We start from the raw sequence: 20035 nt of genomic DNA on the forward strand, positions 1-20035 counted from the left end.
AGCACCTATTACATACATTATTGATAAGAAGTTTGATGTATGAGAGGAGGGACTTGTTTGGGTACAGTAGCAACAAACCGGTGGCTCGTTCAGTATATAGAGAAATATAGTGATACATTGTCCCAGCAAGAAAAGTTACAACTTCAATTAGATACAATGATAGCGCCTCTTACTCGTGTATTTAAAAGTAGAGATATGGTTGGCTTACACCGTTATTTATTGGAAAGTGGATTATTTTATCCAGATAAAAATATTACAGAAGAGTTAGAAATAATGAAGTCTAGCCAGCTTTGGAGAACAGTTCAAAATGAATATCTTACCTTAAAAAAAGCATGGTGTGGACCAAAAGCGAAAATATTCCTTTACCCGTTAGAGGAGAGAAACGAATTGATAATGAAAGAACTTGGTGGAAAAATGGGTTTAGGATTTCCTGATAAAATTTTCTTATTTGTTACAGGACGATTAGAGGAGAGTGAGCTCAAAGCGTTAGTAACTCATGAATATCATCATGTTTGTCGCTTACAATCACTTGATATGCCTCATGATAAAGTAACGTTACTCGATTCACTTATTATTGAAGGGTTAGCAGAGGTAGCTGTTCAAGAAAGAATGGGCTATCGATGTGTTGCAAATTGGGCTAAGCGGTATTCAGAAGAAGAGGCGAAGCAAATTTGGTACAGGTTTTTCATAAATAATAAGGAAATTAAAGGGAAGGAACAACACCTACCATTTTTATATGGTACAGATATTATTCCGCCATGGGGTGGTTATAGTGTGGGCTTTCATATCGTAAATACTGCAATTAAAAATGACAAAGAACTTGTAACTAATGAGCTATTACAACTGTCAGCGAAAGAAATTCTATCTATTTCTTCCTTTTCATCATAATTCGGCAAATAAAGCTAAAAGAGGTAAAAGGGATTTACTAGTAAAGAGAGAAACCTTATTTTACGAATAAAAATAAGGTGTGAGGGTGATGAAGAAAAAATGTGATAGGTCAATGAGGATAGGAAGGGTATGATAATGCGCTTCTTTATACTCCTCATTGGCTTTGGTTTAGCAGTCGCTGGTGGTGTTAGCATATTAGCCTATTTAAATTTACTAGCAGCAGGTTATGATTTTAAAACATATTTCAAGTTTATAATTTATAGAGTTGAATTATATTTATTTATTATTGGAGCTCTTCTAATAACAGCAAGTATATACTTACCTAATAATCGAAAAAAGTAACATAAAATATTTATAGTTGAATATAGTAGTTGTGGAATAAATTGGCTCAGCCCTGACTATACTGTTGATACAAATAATTCTACAGTAAAGGGGGCGAAGAGATGGTCCATGTTCGAGATGTATGGATTAATTGGTTTGAAGGTGAAGAGAATGGTTACAATGTGTGTGAATTTCATGAGTGGAGAAGTGACGATCGTATAGAGGTGCTTGACCAAGCTATTGTTGTGAGGGTGAGCAATGAACTGTATAACTACATAGAAAACAATATAGGTGAGCTACCTGATCAGTTACTTAATTATGTCTATCAAAAAAGCTATTTACGAAAGAATATGTCCCGAATTCAATTAGATTATTGTTTTATTGCTACAGATGGACAAGGGGTCATCGCGGTAGATACCGTTGGATATCGAACACCGATTAGAAAGAGTAGGTTAACCCCAAGGCAAGAGCAAATAGTATTTGACCTTTTAGAGAATGAACAATTTACTGTATATGAGCTTGATTATGAAGTAGATAGCAAAGAATATCATATTCTTTCTCCGAGCCCTAATGATATGAAAGGGTTGACTAGAAAAGAAAGACAGCTTAAGCAACTTCTCTATATGGCGTTGGATCAGCTATATACATCAGGTAATGTTGCAGAGGTAAGATATTGGTTTACTGAATGGGACCCGAGTATGTATATTGACATTCAGGGAATGAACTTAGATGAAGCGTGGAACTCCTTATATGCTGAGGTTAAAGAAGGATGGTCAGAAGCTCATTATAAATTCTGTGAAGCTTTAGTGAAAGGACAACCCTTCTTTGAGAAACTGTGGGAACTAGAGCACGGACAAAGTGTGAAATAAGGCTAATAGAATTGTGATTATCTTTAGAACGTTTTTTATCTGTTATTTACAGTCCTCTGAAACTTTCTTATAATAGGAAAGAAGAATAATAAAAGTTGTACAATTTGAAGAGGAGGGCGTACTTATGAATGGAGATTCTTTAGCACATTTAATTATGCAGATCTTAACAGTTGTTATCTTCGCAGGTACAATTGGTGTTTCACTATTAGTAGGCGCGATCTGGAGAAAAGATAGAGGCTATTAAGAGCTCATCCTAATATCTATTGAAGAGGATGTCTTTATCGTTGTTATTCAACGTATGGATATCCTCTTTTTCGTGTGGGAGAAGAGATTGAATCTCTATGTGCAACCACAGAAGAGTTATCTGCTAGCGCTGAAGAAGTAAATGCCTCTGTTCATGAAATGGAAGATAAATCAAGAGAAGCGACTGAAAAGTTAGAAGTTGTAGCAATGGAAACAAATAACCAGTTAAAGTCAATGGAAGAAGTACAAGGTACATCAAAGCAAATGCTTCAGCTTGCAACTCAACTTGAAGAAATGATAAAAAAATTTAAGGTATAATAGATTTCACCATTAGCTATATTTTTCGCTGATGGTGATTATTTATGTCAAAGTAAAATAATAATGGATAAGGGGTGAGTAAAACATATGAATGATCAAGAAAGGATTCATGCTCTTGAAAAGAGGGTTGAAAAACTTGAAGAAGAGTTAGCATCTATTAAGAGTAGTCAATCCAGTAACGTTCCTACAATAAACAAAAAACGACCTATAACAGTACAAAAGAATATAAATAAAAAAGTAATAACAAAGAAAAATGAAAAAGATTGGGAAAAAGAATTCGGTCAAGTATGGTTACCAAGAATTTTTATCTTTGTCCTACTTATTGGTGTGATATGGGCTTTTAAGGCTGGTACAGAGCTTGGGCTAATAAACGAATATGTCAGAGTTGTTGCAGGATTTCTAGCCGGAGGTGCAATGCTTCTAGTTGGCCATATCCAATCAAAGAAGCAACATTATGTTCTTTCACAGGTTCTTCTTGGAGGAGGAGTGGCATTATTTTTTGTTACTACGTTTTCGGCACATGTTTTATATGGATTTCTAACATTGCTACTGGCATTTAGTATACATGTAGCAGTAGTTGCATTGGGACTATATTTAACGATTCGTTATCAGTCACAAAGTATCGGTATTGTCAGTAGTATTGGAGGTTTTCTAGTTCCATTTATATTAAACTCTTCTAGTGGCAATGTCATATTCTTTGTATCGTATGAGCTACTAATCTTTGTAGCATTTATGTATATAGCTACACGTCGTCAGTTAAATCGTTTATATTCAGTCATTATTTATGGATTGCATTTTGCTTTTCTCGCTTTTTCAGTATTTGAACCGATGTCTAACATTATTACATTCGGGGCCATTATTCAGCATGTTATGTTGTTGCTATATTTCCTATTTGGTTACGATTTGAAAAAGGAAAACAGTTTTGCAGTGTTGTCTACTTCAGTCTTCGTGGCGCTATGGGCAATAACTTCATTTAATGAGTTTGGTTATACGTTTATTTTACTAAGTATGTCTATTATTTATGTTGTATTAGCATTAGTGATAAAAAGAGGAAATGAAGTGAAAGCAGTCCTTCTTTCTAGTGTAGCTTTGATACTACTAATTTTCTTCATGAAGCAATATGAGGCTTCCCTTGGACTTCTTTTACTTGTACAGGGTGCAATCGTCACGTATCTTGGCTATCGTTTATTTTCTAAAATTCAAAAGTTTATTGGTCTAGTCATTTATGGAATTGGATTACTGTTTACACTAATGAACCCAATAGGAGCATTTATTTCAATTGAATTTGTATCTTGGTCAGTTTTAATGATTACGTTAGCTGGTCTCTATGTTTTAATAAAATCAGCGCTACCGAAGAAAAATGATGTGATTATCCCAGTGAAGGTCGCTATTACTATTATTGGTTTACTTTATATTTCACAGTTAGCTCAACTACTTACAGTGAATGTAGGAACAACTTTAGAACCGATGGTCTTATCAATAAGTTGGCTGCTGTATGCAGCACTATTAATTGTGTATGGATTTTATAGAGAGGATAAAGTAATACGAGTAGTTGGTATCGCTTTGATTTTGTTTACTCTACTTAAAGTCATTCTCATAGATTTACCAACTGTTTCAATTGTTGTTCGTGCTCTTCTTTTCCTTGTATTAGGTACAATAGGGGTGGCAGTATCCAGATTATTTTATAGAAAAAAGTCATGACTCGATGTACGGTAAAGGGATTGTAAGAGTTTGTGTAGAATTAGATTATTATAATAACGTACTCAATAAAGGGAGAGACATATATGGGCAAGATACTCGTATTAGTTGGACCATCTGCAAGTGGAAAAACAACTATTCAAAATGAACTAGGGTTTCCTAAAATTGTGACAACAACAACAAGACCAAAGCGAGAAGGGGAACGCAGTGGGATCGATTATCATTTTATGACAACTGAAAACTTTAAAAAGGCTGTCGAGAATGATGAGTTTGTAGAGTATATCGTATACGCAGGTAATTCCTACGGCAGTCATAAACAAACAATCGAAGGAGCGCTTAGTTCAGAAGGGTATCACACGATTGTACTTGATATTCAAGGCGCACTGAAGCTAAAAGGATTGTATCCTAATGATGTTACGATTATGGTAATTTCTATTGATTTTAATGTGATAAAGCAACGATTAATAGAAAGAGAAAGTACAGAGGAAGAAATAGAAAGAAGATTGCAGCGAGCAAGGGAAGACAGAAAACTATATTATTTAGCAGATCATATTTTTACGAATGATAAGGCGTTAGAGGAAACAATTAAACAAGTGAAAAAAGTGATTGAGTAGGGGTGTTTCATGGATATAATAAAACTTTTACAATCAGAGGTTGAGCTCTTAGAAGCGTATCCAGTAATGAACCAGTTAAGAACACACTTAGATGAGACCACTTACCTTTCGTTAGTTACTGAAGCAAAAGAGAAGGAAGGGTATAAAATGGTTGCTTTATTTGCTAATGAAGAAATAGTTGCCGTTATCGGTTTTCAGCCAATGATTACGTTATACTATGGTAAGTTCATTTGGATTTGTGATTTAGTAACTGACGCTACTAAGCGTTCAAATGGATACGGTAAAAAGCTACTGTCTTATGTTCATAAGTGGGCAAAGGATAATGACTATGAAAGTGTTGCCCTTTCTTCTGGACTCCAACGTACAGATGCTCACCGCTTCTACGAAAAAAAAATGAACTACGATAAAGCCGGCTACGTCTTCAAAAAGAATCTATAAATTAACAAAAACACGAGGACCTAACCCTCGTGTTTTTGTTATTAATCATTAACTCGATTATCTTCTCTTTCTCCCTAACCCCATTGCTCGTTCTGCTTTTTCAAGCATACGAGAAGCTGCACGATTTGCCTTTTCTGTACCTTCATCTAAAATATCATCTAATTCTTGAGAATTCACTAATTCGTGATAGCGCTCTTGAATAGGACGAAGAGATTCAGCTACAACTTCACCTAATTCTCCTTTAAAGTCTCCATATCCTTTTCCTTTATACATCTCAGTAATTTCTTCAAAGCTTTTTCCTGAGCATAAAGAGTAGATTGACATTAAGTTAGCTATAGCTGGCTTGTTCTCTTTGTCATAATGTACAGAATTGTCAGAGTCAGTTACAGCACTTTTCATCTTCTTGATAATTGTTTTCTCATCATCAAGCATGGAAATATAGCTCTTAGCATTAGGGTTTGATTTACTCATCTTTTTTGTTGGGTCATTTAATGACATGACACGTGCTCCAACTTTCGGGATACGTACCTCTGGAATTGTAAAGATGTCATTATACTTTTTGTTAAAACGCTCAGCTAAATCACGAGTCAGCTCTAAATGCTGTTTTTGGTCTTCTCCAACTGGAACGATGTCCGTTTTATAGAGAAGAATATCTGCTGCCATTAATGGAGGATATGTAAGTAATGAAGCAGAAACAGCTTCCTTTCCGTCTGATTTATCTTTAAATTGAGTCATTCTTTCTAATTCACCTATGTATGAAACACATTGCATAATCCAACCTAATTGAGCATGGGCTGGTACTTCTGACTGGATAAACAGAGTTGATTTCTTAGGGTCAATTCCAGCAGCGATATAAAGAGCCGCTAGACTTCGGATATTTTCGCGTAGCTTTGCTTTATCCTGAGGTACTGTAATTGCATGTTGGTCTACGATACAGAAATAGCAATTGTATTCATCTTGCATGTCAACAAAGTGCTTCATTGCACCAATATAATTCCCTAATGTTAACGTACCACTAGGTTGTATTCCTGAAAAAACTGTTTTCATAATGTTCTTCCTTTCCATTTTAGAGCATGTTCAATGGGTTTACTATTATCGCTCATTTAATTGACAAATTCCTTTATTACATCATCTTAACGAAATCTTTAGTCAGAGTAAACTAAATTCACTAATTTCCGTACCGATGCATGTTTTTCATTATAGATTCGAAAACTATTGGTAACTATCTTGAGTTCTTATTACAGGAGATGGAAAGTGAGGAATTTTACATGCAAAGACCTTTGATCTTTTCCGCTTCCATTGGACATGGACATCAAAGAGCAGCAGAAGCACTCAAAGTAGAATTAGAAAACAAAGGCTATCAGCCTGAAGTGATCGATACGTTTTATTCATTAAGCCCTATGTTACACAAGATTATGTTGAATAGTTACCTTCGTTTGTTAAAGGTGACACCTAAATTGTGGAGAAGTATTTATTATCGAGCAGAAGACGTCCCAATGTATTTATGGCTAGACCGATTTGGATCGCTTTTCGTAGAGAGACTATATAAGCTAGTCAATCATTTTTCTGTGCCTTTCATCATCTCTACTCATCCCTTTGTCACTGCTTTTTTAACTAGTTTAAAGCGTAAAAAGGAGATGGATATACCGCTTTATACAGTGATTACTGATTTTGTACTACACCCCGCATATGTGAGGGATGAAATCGATGGCTATTTTACAGCAGATCCTAATGTTAAAAAATTTACGAGTAAGTATAATTATCAATCAAACTTATTTTTCTCAACTGGGATTCCGGTTCCTGATTGTTCGGTTGCTGAGCAATCTAAATGGAAGGTTCGATATAATCTTCAGCTGTCTCACGAGAAAAAAATTGTTCTAATTGCTGGCGGTGGGATTGGATTAACTAATTACGTAGAAGTGATTCGTTCAATGGATAAATTAAAAAAGCAAGTCTTGCTATTATGTATGACTGGTCATAATGATCGAGCGAAAGAAAAAATTGAAACGATGTCAAGTAAGCATGAAGTTGTAACCATTCCTTTTACAGATAAATTCCTTGATTATTTACGTGCAAGTGATGTCGTTGTGTCTAAATCAGGTGGGTTAACGATGGCGGAAGCATTATTATGTGAAACACCTATTTTAGTTTATCAGCCAGTGCCTGGGCATGAAGAACATAATGCGGATTTTTTAGAACAATATGGAGCTGCCTTAAAAGCAGAGGAAAGTGAACAAATTCCATTATTAATAAAAAAGATGCTTTATTCTAAGCGCATTAATGAGGCATTAAAAAGCTCTGCAAAGAGATTAAAGAAGCCATATGCAGCAACAAAGATTGTAAATGAAATAATGGACCAAATGGATAAAACTCATCAGGCAATAAGATAGAAGGAGAAGAGGGTACCTCCTAATTACTCGCTTGCTATGAGCATTTCATAGCAAGCTTTATTAAGAGAAGGTTTTACTTTTCTTTTTCCTTTTCACTCTTCTTTCTTGAATAGACATAGTAAAGTAACAAAGCGGTGTTTATAAAGAATAAAATTGCTAGTATAACATTGTTTTCATAAGAATACTGATGAGAAATGATGATATAGAGTGAAAAGACGATAGCTGAAATTAATAAGTAAATTTGTGGTTTAGACATAAAAAGCTCCTTACATGATTATGGTCTTGTCTACATAAGTATTAAGTGTGGCCAATAGATTCAGCTTAGATTTCTATACTTTAACATAAACAATAAAGAGGTGAAACTATAAGTGAAGCAAACGAGAAAAGCATTTTATTTTAGCGTACTGTTTTTTATATTATTTGCACTTGGAAGCTTTTATCAACAATCAAATACAGTATTTAATCAGGTAGATGAGGCTGTGGCTGCGGCGGCTATTAGTAAGGTAGGACCTTACGAGGGTAATCAAGCGGTTTCTTTTTCATTACCAGACGAGAACAATCAAATCGTTACTCTTGAAGATTATAAAGGAAAGACTGTTATTTTAAACTTCTTTGCTTCATGGTGTCCTCCTTGTCAAGAGGAAATGCCGGTAGTTGTAGATTTTTCAAAGAAAATTAATCAAAAAGAGGATGCAGTTTTTCTAGGAATTAATATGACCCATCAAGAGAAAAGCAAAGAAAATGTCACTAAGTTTTTAGAACACTTTCATGCGGACTTTAAAGTGTTATATGACGAAGATGGTAAAACGATGAAAGATTATCAAATTATAGGCATCCCAACAACCGTTGTAATAGGTAAGGATGGTAAGGTAGTTAGAAGAATAAACGGAATGGTTACACCAGAACTGGTGGAAGAGTTGTCAAAATAAAAAGAGGCAGTATCGAGTGGTTAAAACTCCTTCGATACCGCCTCTTTGTTTTTTTAGACTAACTATAAAATACATTTATGCGGATAAACAAATAACGCTTTTTTGGGGATTGCTTACTTACGACGAAATCCCTCTTCGTCTAAATATTGTATCGCTTCATTGTATGAAGGAAATGTTCCATCTAAATTATCTCCACCATATACATTCCACATCTCGTATTCTTCTGTTAACCTAAGTGTTTGTTTTTCGTTATTAATCCAGTATTCATCTTCATGTACGGGTTTCTCATCAATTTCAACTTCTTCATCAGAAGTTAATGACACAATTGCTTTTGAAATTAATGAACGCAGCTCTTCCTCAGAGTACTCACGAATATTCACCATACCCTTACTATCTGTACGTTGTCCTTTGATATGTTTAGCAAAGATAAAGCCGTTTCCATTGGGGTGTAAATGGTATACAACATTCTTCTTTTCAGTTGAGCTTTCATCAAAGTGAAAGTTCACTCTCCCTAATGATACGTCTTTTCGTTCTAGTTCAGGGAATGATTCAATAATAGATAATTTTTCTTCAAATGTTAGCATGAAGGCCTCCTGTGTTGGTTAGTTCTAGTTTTTAATGGACAAAAATTAAATAAGATGAAATAAAATATACAATGACGAGCAAAACGGACGGTATTGCATATCCGACAGATGAACGAAATGACTTTCTTGTTAAAGAATATAAGATAATGACTGATAAAATCGTCACAGCCCCAGCTGTAATTTGGTTTACGTTTGAAACGAACGTAAGAATTGCACCATCTTGGAAGATAATATCAGATCCAGTAAGAATTAAAATATTAAATAAGTTACTTCCTAGGATAGAGCCGATCGCAAGGTTATAATTGCGTAATTGTACAGCGATTAAGACTGCAACCGCTTCTGGTAGAGACGTCGTTGCGGCTATTAAAAAGCTACCGACAAAGCTAGAGCCTAAACCTGTAATGACCGCAATTCTATCCCCTGAAATCGTTAGTAACGAACCAGCAGCTAGAATTAAAATGGCTGCAATTATAAAGCCATATACTGCTCTTTTTAAAGAAATTGCTGACGTATTAAGGTCTGTTTCCTCTGGTTCAACAAGCTCGTTATTATTAGACATTCGTGATAATACGTACATTCCTATTCCGTAAATGGTTAAAAGGAGAAGTGAATCAATCCCTATTCCAAATAATGTAATATTTAACCTGAATGTTAACGATAGTAAAGCAACTACGGCTAAGAATAGTCCAATAATGGCTGTATAGAGATGTTCTTTGGCAGCATTTTTTAAGATTTGCTTTCTTCTATAGAACAAATCAAAGCTTGCAAGTATAAAAAGGTTGAACAAATTACTTCCTAATACATTACCTACTGCAATATCTGGATTATTTAACATGATTGCAGATACACTTGTTGTTACTTCCGGCAAAGAGGTTGCTCCCGCAAGAAATATTGTTCCAATCAATAACCCCCCTAAAGAAGTCTTTTCACTTAATGCGTCAGCATAAGTCGATAGTTTTATCGCTGCTAAGACAGTAATTATAGCAGCTACTATAAACAATACAAAAACCACATTTAATCCTCCTTTTGAAAACGAAAAAGACCCTTTTATGAAAGTTTACCCTAAATGTAAACTCTCATAAAAAGGTCTTGCGTACTTTGTCAATTTTCTTAAACAAAGCTCAATGAACCGAGTGAGAAACTCACCGTCATGACGACTCATTAACCTTGCGGTCGCTACTCCCCTTTTTGGGCTTATTCGCTTTTTTTTCAGAGTATCACGATACAATTCATGCGTCAACCTAAATTTAAGCAATATAAAAGGAAGAGTTCAAAACTGTACTCTTCCTTTTTAAACGCTCTTTTTTAAATTCGGATTTTTTAATGCTTCTGATACAAGTGCGTCTAGTCGTTTAATACTTTTATAAGCCTGCTCATCAGTTATTGTTTTGTAGTGGTGATCACCATTTGGCTCTTCATCTGCTTCATCAGCTAAGGCAACAACCTTTTGAAGAGGATCTAAGGAAAGCTCACCGCTAGGTAAATAAGAATCAGTGTGAAGCAATATAGCTAAGCAGATTTGTTTAGCTTTCCTAGGGTCTTCTCCTAGTCTAATTAATAATTTATGAGCTCTTTCTGCTCCTTTAATTGCATGAATATCATTTTCTTTATATAAATTAAAGTCCCATTTTCCGTTTTGGTACCATGTATAGTGCCCGATATCATGGAGGAATGCTGCTTTCGTAGCAAGATCAGGGTTTACGTTGTACTGGGATGATAATTTAAAAGCATGATAGCTAGCCGCAATTGCATGAGCAAGCCCAGAGCGCTTTACATATTTCTGTGTTATCGGGTGTTTAAAAAGTTCAGTTAACGTCACGTTTCTCATCTATATTCCCTCCTTGGTAGTGTGTAAGTTTTTATAGTGATTTTTAGTGTATTATTTCTATTATATAGATTTAGGTTCGTTAGTGCAATGTTTTTCTTTGTTTTATTAGTATATTTTAATCAAGTAAAAATATGTTAGGTTTATTGATGGCATTGGGAGGATATTGTCCTAAAATTTGATAAAATCATGACAATTCATGTCGATTAACGTTATAATTTTGTTAGGGAGGGGTATTGATGTATATCACAGTTCAAGAGTTAGCTGAGTATTTAGGAGTAACACCAGACTATATTTTAGAACAAGTAAACCTTGGTAATATCAAAGCAGTTTATGACGGTGAGAAGTATCTATTTAATAAAGAACAGTTTAGCTGGCATAAAGAAGAAATCGAGAAAAAGCTCATTCAGCTTAGAAAAGAAGAGGAAGAGCCACTTCCAGAAGATATTGATGTTAAAGATGAAGATTAGTACATACAATTAATAATGACAAACTATATGACAGCAAAGGCAGTGAGTATATGGGGAAAACATTCTTTCGTACCATTATTGCAGTAGTTTGTATGGTTGCAGTTTTTGGATTGCTTTATATGTATCCGAATGTAACATTGGCGGAGGAACAAGGTGTAGTTTATGAGCATAGTAAAAAGATGAGTTATGAAAAGCAATTGGAGATACCAGTAAGAATGGCAAGGTTCGTATATGATTCCGGTTACACTTTCAACTACCCTGATGCTGTGAGAGGTATTTATGTAACAGGGAACTCAGCAGGAGGACAGCGGTTTAGCTCATTACTTGAACTTCTTGATACGACTGAACTAAATTCAATGGTGATCGATATTAAAGAGGATAATGGGTATTTAACATACAAACCAGATGAGGACTCACCGTTTCTCGATATTTCAAAGAATTTTATTAAAGACCCAGTAGGTATGATGCAGGTACTCGAAGAAGAGGAGATTTATCCGATTGCACGTATTGTTGTTTTTAAAGACTCTGTATTAGCGGAAAAGAGACCGGAGTTATCATTTTTAAATTCAGACGGTACAGTGTGGAAAAATCGTCGTGGTGAAGCATTTGTTAATCCTTTTTTAAAAGAAGTTTGGGACTACAATATTGCAATTGCAGAAAAAGCAGCTAAATTAGGATTTCAAGAAATCCAATTTGATTATGTGCGTTTTCCAGAAGGTTTTGAGCGTAGAGATGATGAGTTACAATACAATGTTGGAGAATATGAAGGTGGAGATGGGGATAATGTACAGAAACGTGTTAGTGCAGTAACGGACTTTGTCGCGTACGCAAGAGAGCAATTGTCTCCATATGATGTAGATGTCTCAGTTGATATATTTGGGTATGCAGCAACAATTAAAGAAGCACCTGGTATCGGACAGAATTTCTCAAAAATCTCAGAAAATGTAGATGTCATCTCGTCAATGATTTATCCAAGCCACTGGACATCATATTTCGGTATTTCTAAGCCTGATTTGCATCCTTATGAATTAGTTAAGGAATATGCAAAAGTAGAAAATCAAGTTCTTGATGCTCTTGATAATCGTCCAGTTTCAAGACCTTGGATTCAAGACTTTACTGCAAGTTGGTTAGGGTCCGGAAATTATAAACGTTACGGAAAAGCAGAAGTTGAAGCTCAAATTCGTGCATTGAATGAAGAAGGTATAGATGAATTTTTACTTTGGAATGCAGGAAATCGATATACAGAAAATGTGAATTACACACCGTTGGACAACTGACGCAATAATAAAGGGCTGAACCAAATGTATTTGGATCAGCCCTTTCGTTATGTAGAATGACGATTACTTGCCGTTCCCGCCTACTCTTCTCCAGTTCATTTGGGTTGCTGCGGACTTATCCACAAAACGATTTGCTTGACCACGTCCTAACACCTTTGTACCAAATGACATAGAAACTACGCCCATTAAAGCAGTAATTACGATAATTAACAGGGCTAAGATGCCCAAGTCTGTAAGAAGCTCAATCATGTTATTGCCTCCTTAATGAAATTTATATCATTGTCTTATATTTTAAATGAGTTTGTAAAAAAATGAAAGGGATTTCCTGTGAATAGCGTTGTCTTTGAAAAGTGTTTAAATAAAATTGGAAGGAATTTGGTCTTTTTCTTAGAAACAACGACGATTCAGGAGTATTTGAATAAGATAGTACCTAATCGATATGTAATATCCTGCTATTCTTATTGAAGGTAAATACAGTTGATATATTCCAAAGAGAGGAAGTTTATCAAAGTCTAAAATAAGCATATAATAAATATAAGAAGAGAGATGGAGGTAATATAAATTGAATTGGTATGAAAAATTAAATCAATATTTTCCGATAGAAGAGATGAAATCTAAAGAGCATATAGAATTATTATTGGCAGAAAAATCCGATATATATTTTAAAGATGAAGGTCCAAACCATGTTATGATGTATATAGAAATGAATGACTTTGTTTTTATTGATTATTTATTTGTTTCCTCTGCTGCAAGAGGGCAAGGGTTAGGTAAGAAGTTAATCGATCAATTAAAACAAAAAGGAAAACCAATTATTTTGGAGGTTGAGCCTGTCGACTATGAAGATACAGATACAGAAAAGCGTCAAAAGTTTTATAGTAGAGAAGGCTTTAAGCATGCAGAGTCTATAGGTTATCGACGTCGTTCATTAGCTACAAACGAAATAAATGAATTAGAAATTTTGTATTGGTCACCAACTGATGAGTCGGAAGAAAGCATCTTTGAAAAGATGAAGCACACGTATGAAACAATTCACACGTATAAGGACAAAGAGCTATATGGACAATCGTATAGTGATGTAGATGAAGTCTTAACGTTTGACGAAGATAATAAACCGAATGAACCAGAGCAAAGAATCTAATACTATCTAGAAAAGGGGGTAAGTGGAAATGAAACAATCTGAGAAAAAGAAGAAAAATCGTAGAGAGCTTTTAAAGGAGCTACTAAAGAAAAACCTCAAGAATTGGAACCCTTCCCCAAAACGTCAACCAACAGCAAGTCGTAGAACAACAGCATAATTTTGTATAGAAGACAATCAAGTGCATTAAATTTGGTTGTCTTTTTTTTTGAGTTTTAGTGCTATTCAAATCGTCTATTTTAGACTTTTTCAGGCAACCTCTAAAAGAGGTTGTTCAAAAAGTAGCTGCAATGGCTTCGCACGCTGTGCGCCTTGCTAGGAGAAAACCACTCCTAGCAAGGCTTTTAAAAGAATACAGCGACTACGCTCAATTACTTAGAGGTTATTCAAAAAGGTAAAAAACGACCTTTTTGAATAACCTCTAAAAGAAAAATTGGATTTAGGAGGACAAATGGGTTTGAGTGTTGAAGAAATTAATGTACATGTTAGGTTAATTACTCCTAATATAGTAAGAATATTTACTTAATTTTCTAAATTATGATAGGTTAGGAGAAATTAGATGAAAAAAGTACATAAAGGTTGGATTATTCTTTTTTTATTATTCTGTACGATGCTTGGTAGCCTAGGATTTGGACGTTTTTCATTAGGCGCGATTCTTCCGTTTATGAGAGAAGGGTTAGCTCTTGATTATCGGCAAATTGGTTTAATTGCATCATCAGCATTTATTGGTTATTTATTAAGTGTCTCGATAGTAGGATATTTCGTAATTCGTTTTGGTGCAAAAAAAATAATAAACTACTCATTGTTTATTATTATTGTTGGTATGGTCCTCAATGCAAATGCGATGTCTTTCTGGCTAGCTTATTTTGGTTGCTTACTATTAGGAATTGGTGCAGGAGGTTCTTCTATACCGACAATGGGTCTTGCAGGAAGATGGTTTTCAAACAAGAAGAAGGGTATGGCCATTGGGATTGTATCTGGTGGTTTAGGTGTAGGAATAGTTATCAGTGGACTATTTGTTCCGACTATCGTAAATATTACCGCTGAAGGTTGGCGGATTAGTTGGTATATCCTTGCTATTATTACTTTTCTTTTTATCATAGTAAACTGGATTTTTCTAAAAAATTCTCCGGAAGAGTTAGGCTTAAAGCCGGTTGGTGATGAAGAGTCGGTATCTAAGCTATCTAAGAAAGTAGAAACGCCGGAACAAAGTGGTAAATGGAGTGTTTATAAAAATAAGCAAGTTTGGATTATTGGTTTCATTTATTTATCTTGGGGGTTTAGTTATTTAATCTTTTCAACTTTTCTAGTTGATTATTTAATGGTGGAATTACACTTTTCTAAAGAGTTGGCTGGTCTTATCTTTTCGATAGCTGGTTTTGTGAGTATTATAAGTGGATTTATTTGGGGCGGATTCTCTGATAAATATGGAAGGATGTACGCTTTGTCCCTTGTATTGGCGATTCAATTCTCCATGCTAATTGCACTAACTATGTCAACTTCAACATTTTTTATTGTTCTAGAATCGATCATTTATGGACTGACATTATGGGCTGTACCGACGATTATGAATGCAAGTGTGGCAGAGTATGTAAAAATTTCTTATGTTCCTGTAGCGATGGGCTTTGTTACCGTATTTTTTAGTATCGGACAAATTGTATCACCGATTATAACAGGATTTATTATTGACTCAACAAATAGCTACTATTTAGCATTTTTGCTTTCCGCTTTAATTTGTTTATGTGGTGCAATTGGTTGTATGAGACTTCATTTTATGAAGCGTTCAAAACAAAAAGTAGTGGTAACTAACTCGAATTTGAATATCTAATATTTTTGAATCATTTAAAATCAGTTATCAAAATAAAATAATAATATGTTAAGGGGGATAAAAAATGAGTAAAAATCGTGTTTGTGAACTTTTAGGAATAGAATATCCAGTTATTCAAGGTGGATTGGCCTATGTAGGGAATGGTGCTTTAGCAGCTGCTGTTTCAAATGGTGGAGGTTTTGGGCAAATTGGAACAGGTGGTCGTTCATTAGACGATTTCCGAGAACAGATTCGAATTGCATCAGAACTAACTGATAAACCTTTTGGAGTTAATTTACCAATTAGCGAGCATTCAGATAATACGCCTTTTGTAGAAGCAATCATAGAAAATGCAGATAAAATAAAGGCTGTAAGTGTGGCAGCAGGGAATCCGAAGCCTTTTGTCCCTCTTTTTAAAGAAGCAGGATTAAAAGTTATGGTCGTAACAGCTGCTGTTAAACATGCGTTAAAGGCTCAAGAAATAGGTGCTGACCTAATCATATCAGAAGGATTTGAAGCAGGTGGTCATGACAGTCCGTTGGAATTAACTTTGTTCACACTTATACCACAAGTGTCTAAAGCAGTTGATATTCCAGTAGTTGCAGCAGGAGGAATTATGAATGGTCAAGGGATGGCAGCAGCAATGGCACTAGGTGCAGAAGGAGTTCAGCTTGGTACTCGTTTTGTTGCAACAAAGGAATGTGAAGCCCATGATAATTATAAAAATTTATTAACAGAGGCAAATGAAGATTCAACAGTCGTTATTGAACGGAGCATTGGAAGAAGACTACGAGTATTAAAATCACCATTTGTTGATAAGATCCTTGAAGTGGAAGATACTCAACCTACAATCGAAGAGCTACTACCATTTATAAGAGGGAAGAACAACAAAATAGCTGCAATTGAAGGGGAAGTAGAGAAAGGCTGGATGAACTGTGGGCAAGCAGTTGGTCTAATAGATTCTATTCCAAGTGCAACAGAAGTAGTAGAAACAATTATGCGAGAAGCAAGGGATGTAGCATCTAACTTAACAATAGATTAAGAAGGGAGTAGATGATTGTTCGACTGTGAAGGTTAATATGTAGGAAAATAGGAAAAGAGGCACAACAAGGTTGAATACTTGTTGTGCCTTTTTAGTTGCTTAGGAAATTTTAATTTATCTATCTTCCAACTCTAGTTTCTTTTCTAATCTTTTTTCTTTACGCATGTCTAAAACGTAATAAATAACTGGAATTAATACTAGTGTGATGAATGTTGCGAAGGTAAGTCCGAATACAATGACAATAGCCATTGGTTGCTGTACTTCTGTTCCTTCACCAAAGCCAAGTGTTAATGGAATTAAACCTAGAATTGTTGTCATTGCCGTCATTAAGATTGGACGGAGACGGGTTGGGCCTGCTTCTACAATGGCGTCATAACTCGTACGCCCTTTTTTCTTTAGTGTATTAATATAGTCAATTAATACAATCGCATTATTTACAACTATCCCTGTTAAAATTAAGATCCCAACTAAGGAACCAACCCCGAGAGGTTGCATCGTTACAAGTAAACCGATAATTACTCCTATTGCTGTAATAGGAACAGAAAACATAATAATGAATGGATAGAAGAATGATTCGAAGCGTCCGGCCATGACCATATAGACAAGTACTACAGCTAAAGCAATAGCAAGTGATAATTTAGTAAAGGCATCAATCATTTGCTCGTTTTGCCCACCAAATGAAATTCGATAGCCAGTTGGTAAAACAGGAGCGAGCTCTGCTCGGAGTACATCTTCTATATCTGATACGACACTGCCTAAATCTCTATCTAATATGGATGCTCGAATCGTCACTTCTCTTAGCCGGTCAGTTCGGCGAATTTGACTCGGTCCTTCTCCACGTTGAATCGTTGCTACTGCGTGAAGAGGAATTCTGTCTCCAAACGGAGTGTCAATAAGTAACTCTGACAAGGCATCAATTGATGTTGTATAGCGATTGTCTACAAGTAGACGTACATCCAATTCCTCACCAGTTCGAGCGAGTCGTGTAGCAAGCAAACCTCGTGTAGCATCATTAATCGTTGATGCTATTTGGCCACTGCCAATACCGTAACTTGAGGCTTGGTCTCGGTTAATTGAAACAGTTATTTCAGGATTTCCAGCTGTGAAATTAGAATTAGGTTCTCTCACACCTTCTACTTCTGAAATTAGTCGAATTACTTCCTCTGATAATTGTTGAAGTGTTTCTAGCTCTCTGCCTTTAATTGTGATTGAAACAGGATCATCTGTAAAACCACTATCACTAGCTGCTACTCCAATATCTGCAGGAATATCCTTTACACGCTCTCTTATCTCTTCGGCAATTTCTTGGTCATTGCGGCTTCTTTCATTAACTTCGGTTAATAAAATACTATAGCTCGCTCTATTTGTCTGTGTCCCAGCAGCCAAGGCAAAGTTATCGGTGCCTCCAACAGTAACATAAGCTAAATCTATTTCAGGTATACCTTCTAATGAGTTGTCTATTTCCTCAGTAATTTCATATGTTGCTTCAAGAGAGCTTCCAGCAGGAAGTCTTACATCCATACTTAAAAAGCTTTGGTCTTGTGCTGGTAAAAATTCAGTACCGATAAATGGTATTCCGCCTAACGATAAGAGTAATAGAAGTAATGTACCGCCTATAATTGTTTTAGGACGGCGTAAGGCTTTTTCAAGTGATATCTTATACCATGAGGACAACCGTTCGAATCCTCTTTGAAAGGCAGAAGTATCGTCATTTACTTTCATAAAGGTAGATGAAAATAACGGTACGATAATTAAAGCTGTAAAAAGGGACGCAAACAACGAGAAAGCAATGGTTATTGCTAATGGCTTGAATAATTGTGCAGCAAGTCCTTCTACAAATACAATAGGTAAGAAAACGACTATTGTAGTTAATGTTGAGGCAATAATTGCTCCGCCTATTTCACTTGTTCCTTCAATTGCAGCTTCTTTAATTGAATATCCTTTTTGTCTAAGTCGATAAATGTTTTCAAGTATAACAATTGCATTATCAACCATCATCCCAACACCTAGAGCAAGTCCACCTAGGGTAAGGATGTTTAATGTTTCACCATAAAAATACATAAATAAGAAGGTTGTCATGATTGAAATCGGTATAGACATACCAATAATAAAGGTACTTCGTAGATTACGTAAAAATAAATAAAGAACGAGCGCAGCGAGAAAACTTCCTAAAAGAATATTCCATGCAACAGCTCTTAGAGATTGCTCAATAAATCGACTCTGATCAAAAATAGAACGTATTTCAACACCCTCTGGTAAAAGCTCTTTAACGGCTTCAATTTCACTATTTATTGAACGAGCGACAGTCACCGTATTCGTTCCAGATGCCTTAAGAATAGACATACCAACACTAGGTTCACCGTTTAAATAACTTACTTGATTTGTTGGTTTTGTCGTTTCTCGGACATCAACAAGTGTTTCAAGTGGAATTACACCAATATTAGTAGGAATAGGTAGTGCTTTTATATCGTAAATGGATGTAAATTGTCCTGTCACCCGAATGGGGAGGTTTTGATTCATATCTTGAAGCTGCCCTGCTGGTATATTTAAATTTTCACTTGCTATAATTTGTTGTAGTGTTGATAGTGTAACGTCATATGTCGATAGTTTTGATGGATCAACAGTTAGCTGAATCTCTTGTTCTGCTCCACCTTCTACTTGTACAGCAGCCACTCCATCGACAGAATCTAGAAGTGGTTTTATATCATTTTCAACTATTTTTTTTGCAGTAGCAAGATCACCGGATGGTTCTGTTACTGCTAACTGAACGATAGGAAGGAGGCTAGGGTCAAACTTTAACACTTGTGGCATCGGCACTTCTCTCGGAAGTCCTTCCCTAACCAAGTCTAATCGTTCTCTCATATTGAGAGTGGCAAAGTCCATGTCCGTACCCCAATTAAATGAAACGAGAATTAATGCCCCACCAGTTCTTGAGGTTGATGAAACAGATTCAACATTTGGAATACTAGACATTATTTCTTCTATAGGACCTGTAACTAATTGCTCAATCTCCTCAGGACCTGCACCTTCATATGTAACAGTAACGGCTGCGACAGGAAAAGTGAGTTCAGGAAAAAGATCTAAAGATAAATTGCGCAAGGAAACAATCCCTAGTATTAAGATAAGGCCAACGACCATTGCCATCGCAACTGGTCTCAGTACAGATAGTTTCGCAATCTTCATTGTA

Annotated in this window: 22 protein-coding genes; 15 read left to right on the top strand and 7 right to left on the bottom strand. The window is 35.5% G+C overall.

The window, feature by feature from the left end:
- Window positions 1-57: 57 nt before the first annotated feature.
- The 7 genes from CD003_RS01030 to CD003_RS01060 all read left to right on the top strand — a co-directional run bounded on the left by CD003_RS01030 (window position 58) and on the right by CD003_RS01060 (window position 5389).
- Window positions 58-888, top strand: a complete 831-nt coding sequence (locus tag CD003_RS01030; protein WP_179295381.1) for a DUF2268 domain-containing protein — start codon at window positions 58-60, stop codon at window positions 886-888.
- 135 nt (window positions 889-1023) lie between these two features.
- On the top strand, window positions 1024-1230 hold the full coding sequence (locus tag CD003_RS01035) for a hypothetical protein (protein WP_306453935.1): 207 nt from the start codon (window positions 1024-1026) through the stop codon (window positions 1228-1230).
- Window positions 1231-1331: 101 nt separating this feature from the next.
- Window positions 1332-2078, top strand: coding sequence for a YjbA family protein (locus CD003_RS01040; protein WP_096199039.1), 747 nt, complete (start codon window positions 1332-1334; stop codon window positions 2076-2078).
- 318 nt (window positions 2079-2396) lie between these two features.
- Window positions 2397-2639, top strand: a complete 243-nt coding sequence (locus tag CD003_RS01045; protein WP_096199040.1) for a hypothetical protein — start codon at window positions 2397-2399, stop codon at window positions 2637-2639.
- Between the two features lie 87 nt (window positions 2640-2726).
- Window positions 2727-4340, top strand: coding sequence for a DUF2339 domain-containing protein (locus tag CD003_RS01050; RefSeq protein WP_096199041.1), 1614 nt, complete (start codon window positions 2727-2729; stop codon window positions 4338-4340).
- A gap of 83 nt (window positions 4341-4423) precedes the next feature.
- Window positions 4424-4951, top strand: a complete 528-nt coding sequence (locus CD003_RS01055; protein WP_096199042.1) for a guanylate kinase — start codon at window positions 4424-4426, stop codon at window positions 4949-4951.
- 9 nt (window positions 4952-4960) lie between these two features.
- Window positions 4961-5389, top strand: a complete 429-nt coding sequence (locus CD003_RS01060; RefSeq protein WP_096199043.1) for a GNAT family N-acetyltransferase — start codon at window positions 4961-4963, stop codon at window positions 5387-5389.
- A gap of 57 nt (window positions 5390-5446) precedes the next feature.
- Here CD003_RS01060 and trpS read toward each other — a convergent pair whose 3' ends face one another.
- Window positions 5447-6436: a tryptophan--tRNA ligase gene (gene trpS / locus CD003_RS01065; protein WP_096199044.1), complete on the bottom strand. Its 990-nt coding sequence runs from the start codon at window positions 6434-6436 to the stop codon at window positions 5447-5449.
- A 221-nt stretch (window positions 6437-6657) separates the two neighbouring features.
- Between trpS and CD003_RS01070 the strand changes: the two genes are divergently transcribed.
- Complete coding sequence (locus CD003_RS01070; RefSeq protein WP_179295382.1) at window positions 6658-7779, top strand: MGDG synthase family glycosyltransferase; 1122 nt, start codon at window positions 6658-6660, stop codon at window positions 7777-7779.
- 73 nt (window positions 7780-7852) lie between these two features.
- Here the strand turns inward: CD003_RS01070 and CD003_RS01075 are convergent, their stop codons facing one another.
- Window positions 7853-8035: a hypothetical protein gene (locus CD003_RS01075; RefSeq protein WP_096199046.1), complete on the bottom strand. Its 183-nt coding sequence runs from the start codon at window positions 8033-8035 to the stop codon at window positions 7853-7855.
- A gap of 112 nt (window positions 8036-8147) precedes the next feature.
- Here CD003_RS01075 and CD003_RS01080 point away from each other — a divergent pair, with 112 nt between their 5' ends.
- Entirely contained in the window at window positions 8148-8708 is a 561-nt protein-coding gene (locus CD003_RS01080) for a TlpA disulfide reductase family protein (RefSeq protein WP_096199047.1), read from the top strand.
- A 113-nt stretch (window positions 8709-8821) separates the two neighbouring features.
- Here CD003_RS01080 and CD003_RS01085 read toward each other — a convergent pair whose 3' ends face one another.
- From CD003_RS01085 to CD003_RS01095, 3 genes are all read right to left on the bottom strand, one after another.
- Window positions 8822-9292 carry a hypothetical protein gene (locus tag CD003_RS01085; protein ID WP_096199048.1) on the bottom strand — a complete coding sequence of 157 codons (471 nt, stop codon included), beginning with the start codon at window positions 9290-9292 and terminating at the stop codon, window positions 8822-8824.
- A 31-nt stretch (window positions 9293-9323) separates the two neighbouring features.
- Window positions 9324-10304, bottom strand: coding sequence for a sodium:calcium antiporter (locus tag CD003_RS01090; RefSeq protein ID WP_096199049.1), 981 nt, complete (start codon window positions 10302-10304; stop codon window positions 9324-9326).
- A 279-nt stretch (window positions 10305-10583) separates the two neighbouring features.
- On the bottom strand, window positions 10584-11120 hold the full coding sequence (locus CD003_RS01095) for an HD domain-containing protein (RefSeq protein ID WP_096199050.1): 537 nt from the start codon (window positions 11118-11120) through the stop codon (window positions 10584-10586).
- A 236-nt stretch (window positions 11121-11356) separates the two neighbouring features.
- Here CD003_RS01095 and CD003_RS01100 point away from each other — a divergent pair, with 236 nt between their 5' ends.
- Window positions 11357-11587, top strand: coding sequence for an excisionase family DNA-binding protein (locus tag CD003_RS01100; protein ID WP_096199051.1), 231 nt, complete (start codon window positions 11357-11359; stop codon window positions 11585-11587).
- A gap of 50 nt (window positions 11588-11637) precedes the next feature.
- Complete coding sequence (locus tag CD003_RS01105; protein WP_096199052.1) at window positions 11638-12864, top strand: putative glycoside hydrolase; 1227 nt, start codon at window positions 11638-11640, stop codon at window positions 12862-12864.
- A gap of 63 nt (window positions 12865-12927) precedes the next feature.
- On the opposite strand, the gene CD003_RS01110 is transcribed toward CD003_RS01105, so the two are convergent.
- Window positions 12928-13113: a hypothetical protein gene (locus CD003_RS01110; protein WP_096199053.1), complete on the bottom strand. Its 186-nt coding sequence runs from the start codon at window positions 13111-13113 to the stop codon at window positions 12928-12930.
- Window positions 13114-13426: 313 nt separating this feature from the next.
- On the opposite strand from CD003_RS01110, the gene CD003_RS01115 reads away from it, so the two are divergent.
- The 4 genes from CD003_RS01115 (at window position 13427) to CD003_RS01125 (ending at window position 16848) form a co-directional block, all read left to right on the top strand.
- Entirely contained in the window at window positions 13427-14002 is a 576-nt protein-coding gene (locus tag CD003_RS01115; RefSeq protein WP_096199054.1) for a GNAT family N-acetyltransferase, read from the top strand.
- A 28-nt stretch (window positions 14003-14030) separates the two neighbouring features.
- Complete coding sequence (locus CD003_RS22135) at window positions 14031-14159, top strand: hypothetical protein (protein WP_257008132.1); 129 nt, start codon at window positions 14031-14033, stop codon at window positions 14157-14159.
- 399 nt (window positions 14160-14558) lie between these two features.
- Window positions 14559-15827, top strand: a complete 1269-nt coding sequence (locus tag CD003_RS01120; RefSeq protein ID WP_257008133.1) for an MFS transporter — start codon at window positions 14559-14561, stop codon at window positions 15825-15827.
- Between the two features lie 64 nt (window positions 15828-15891).
- Window positions 15892-16848 carry an NAD(P)H-dependent flavin oxidoreductase gene (locus tag CD003_RS01125; protein WP_096199055.1) on the top strand — a complete coding sequence of 319 codons (957 nt, stop codon included), beginning with the start codon at window positions 15892-15894 and terminating at the stop codon, window positions 16846-16848.
- Window positions 16849-16962: 114 nt separating this feature from the next.
- Here CD003_RS01125 and CD003_RS01130 read toward each other — a convergent pair whose 3' ends face one another.
- Window positions 16963-20031, bottom strand: a complete 3069-nt coding sequence (locus CD003_RS01130; protein ID WP_096199056.1) for an efflux RND transporter permease subunit — start codon at window positions 20029-20031, stop codon at window positions 16963-16965.
- Window positions 20032-20035: the final 4 nt, after the last annotated feature.

The sequence above is a fragment of the Bacillus sp. FJAT-45350 genome (genome assembly GCF_002335805.1).
Classification (GTDB): domain Bacteria; phylum Bacillota; class Bacilli; order Bacillales; family NISU01; genus FJAT-45350.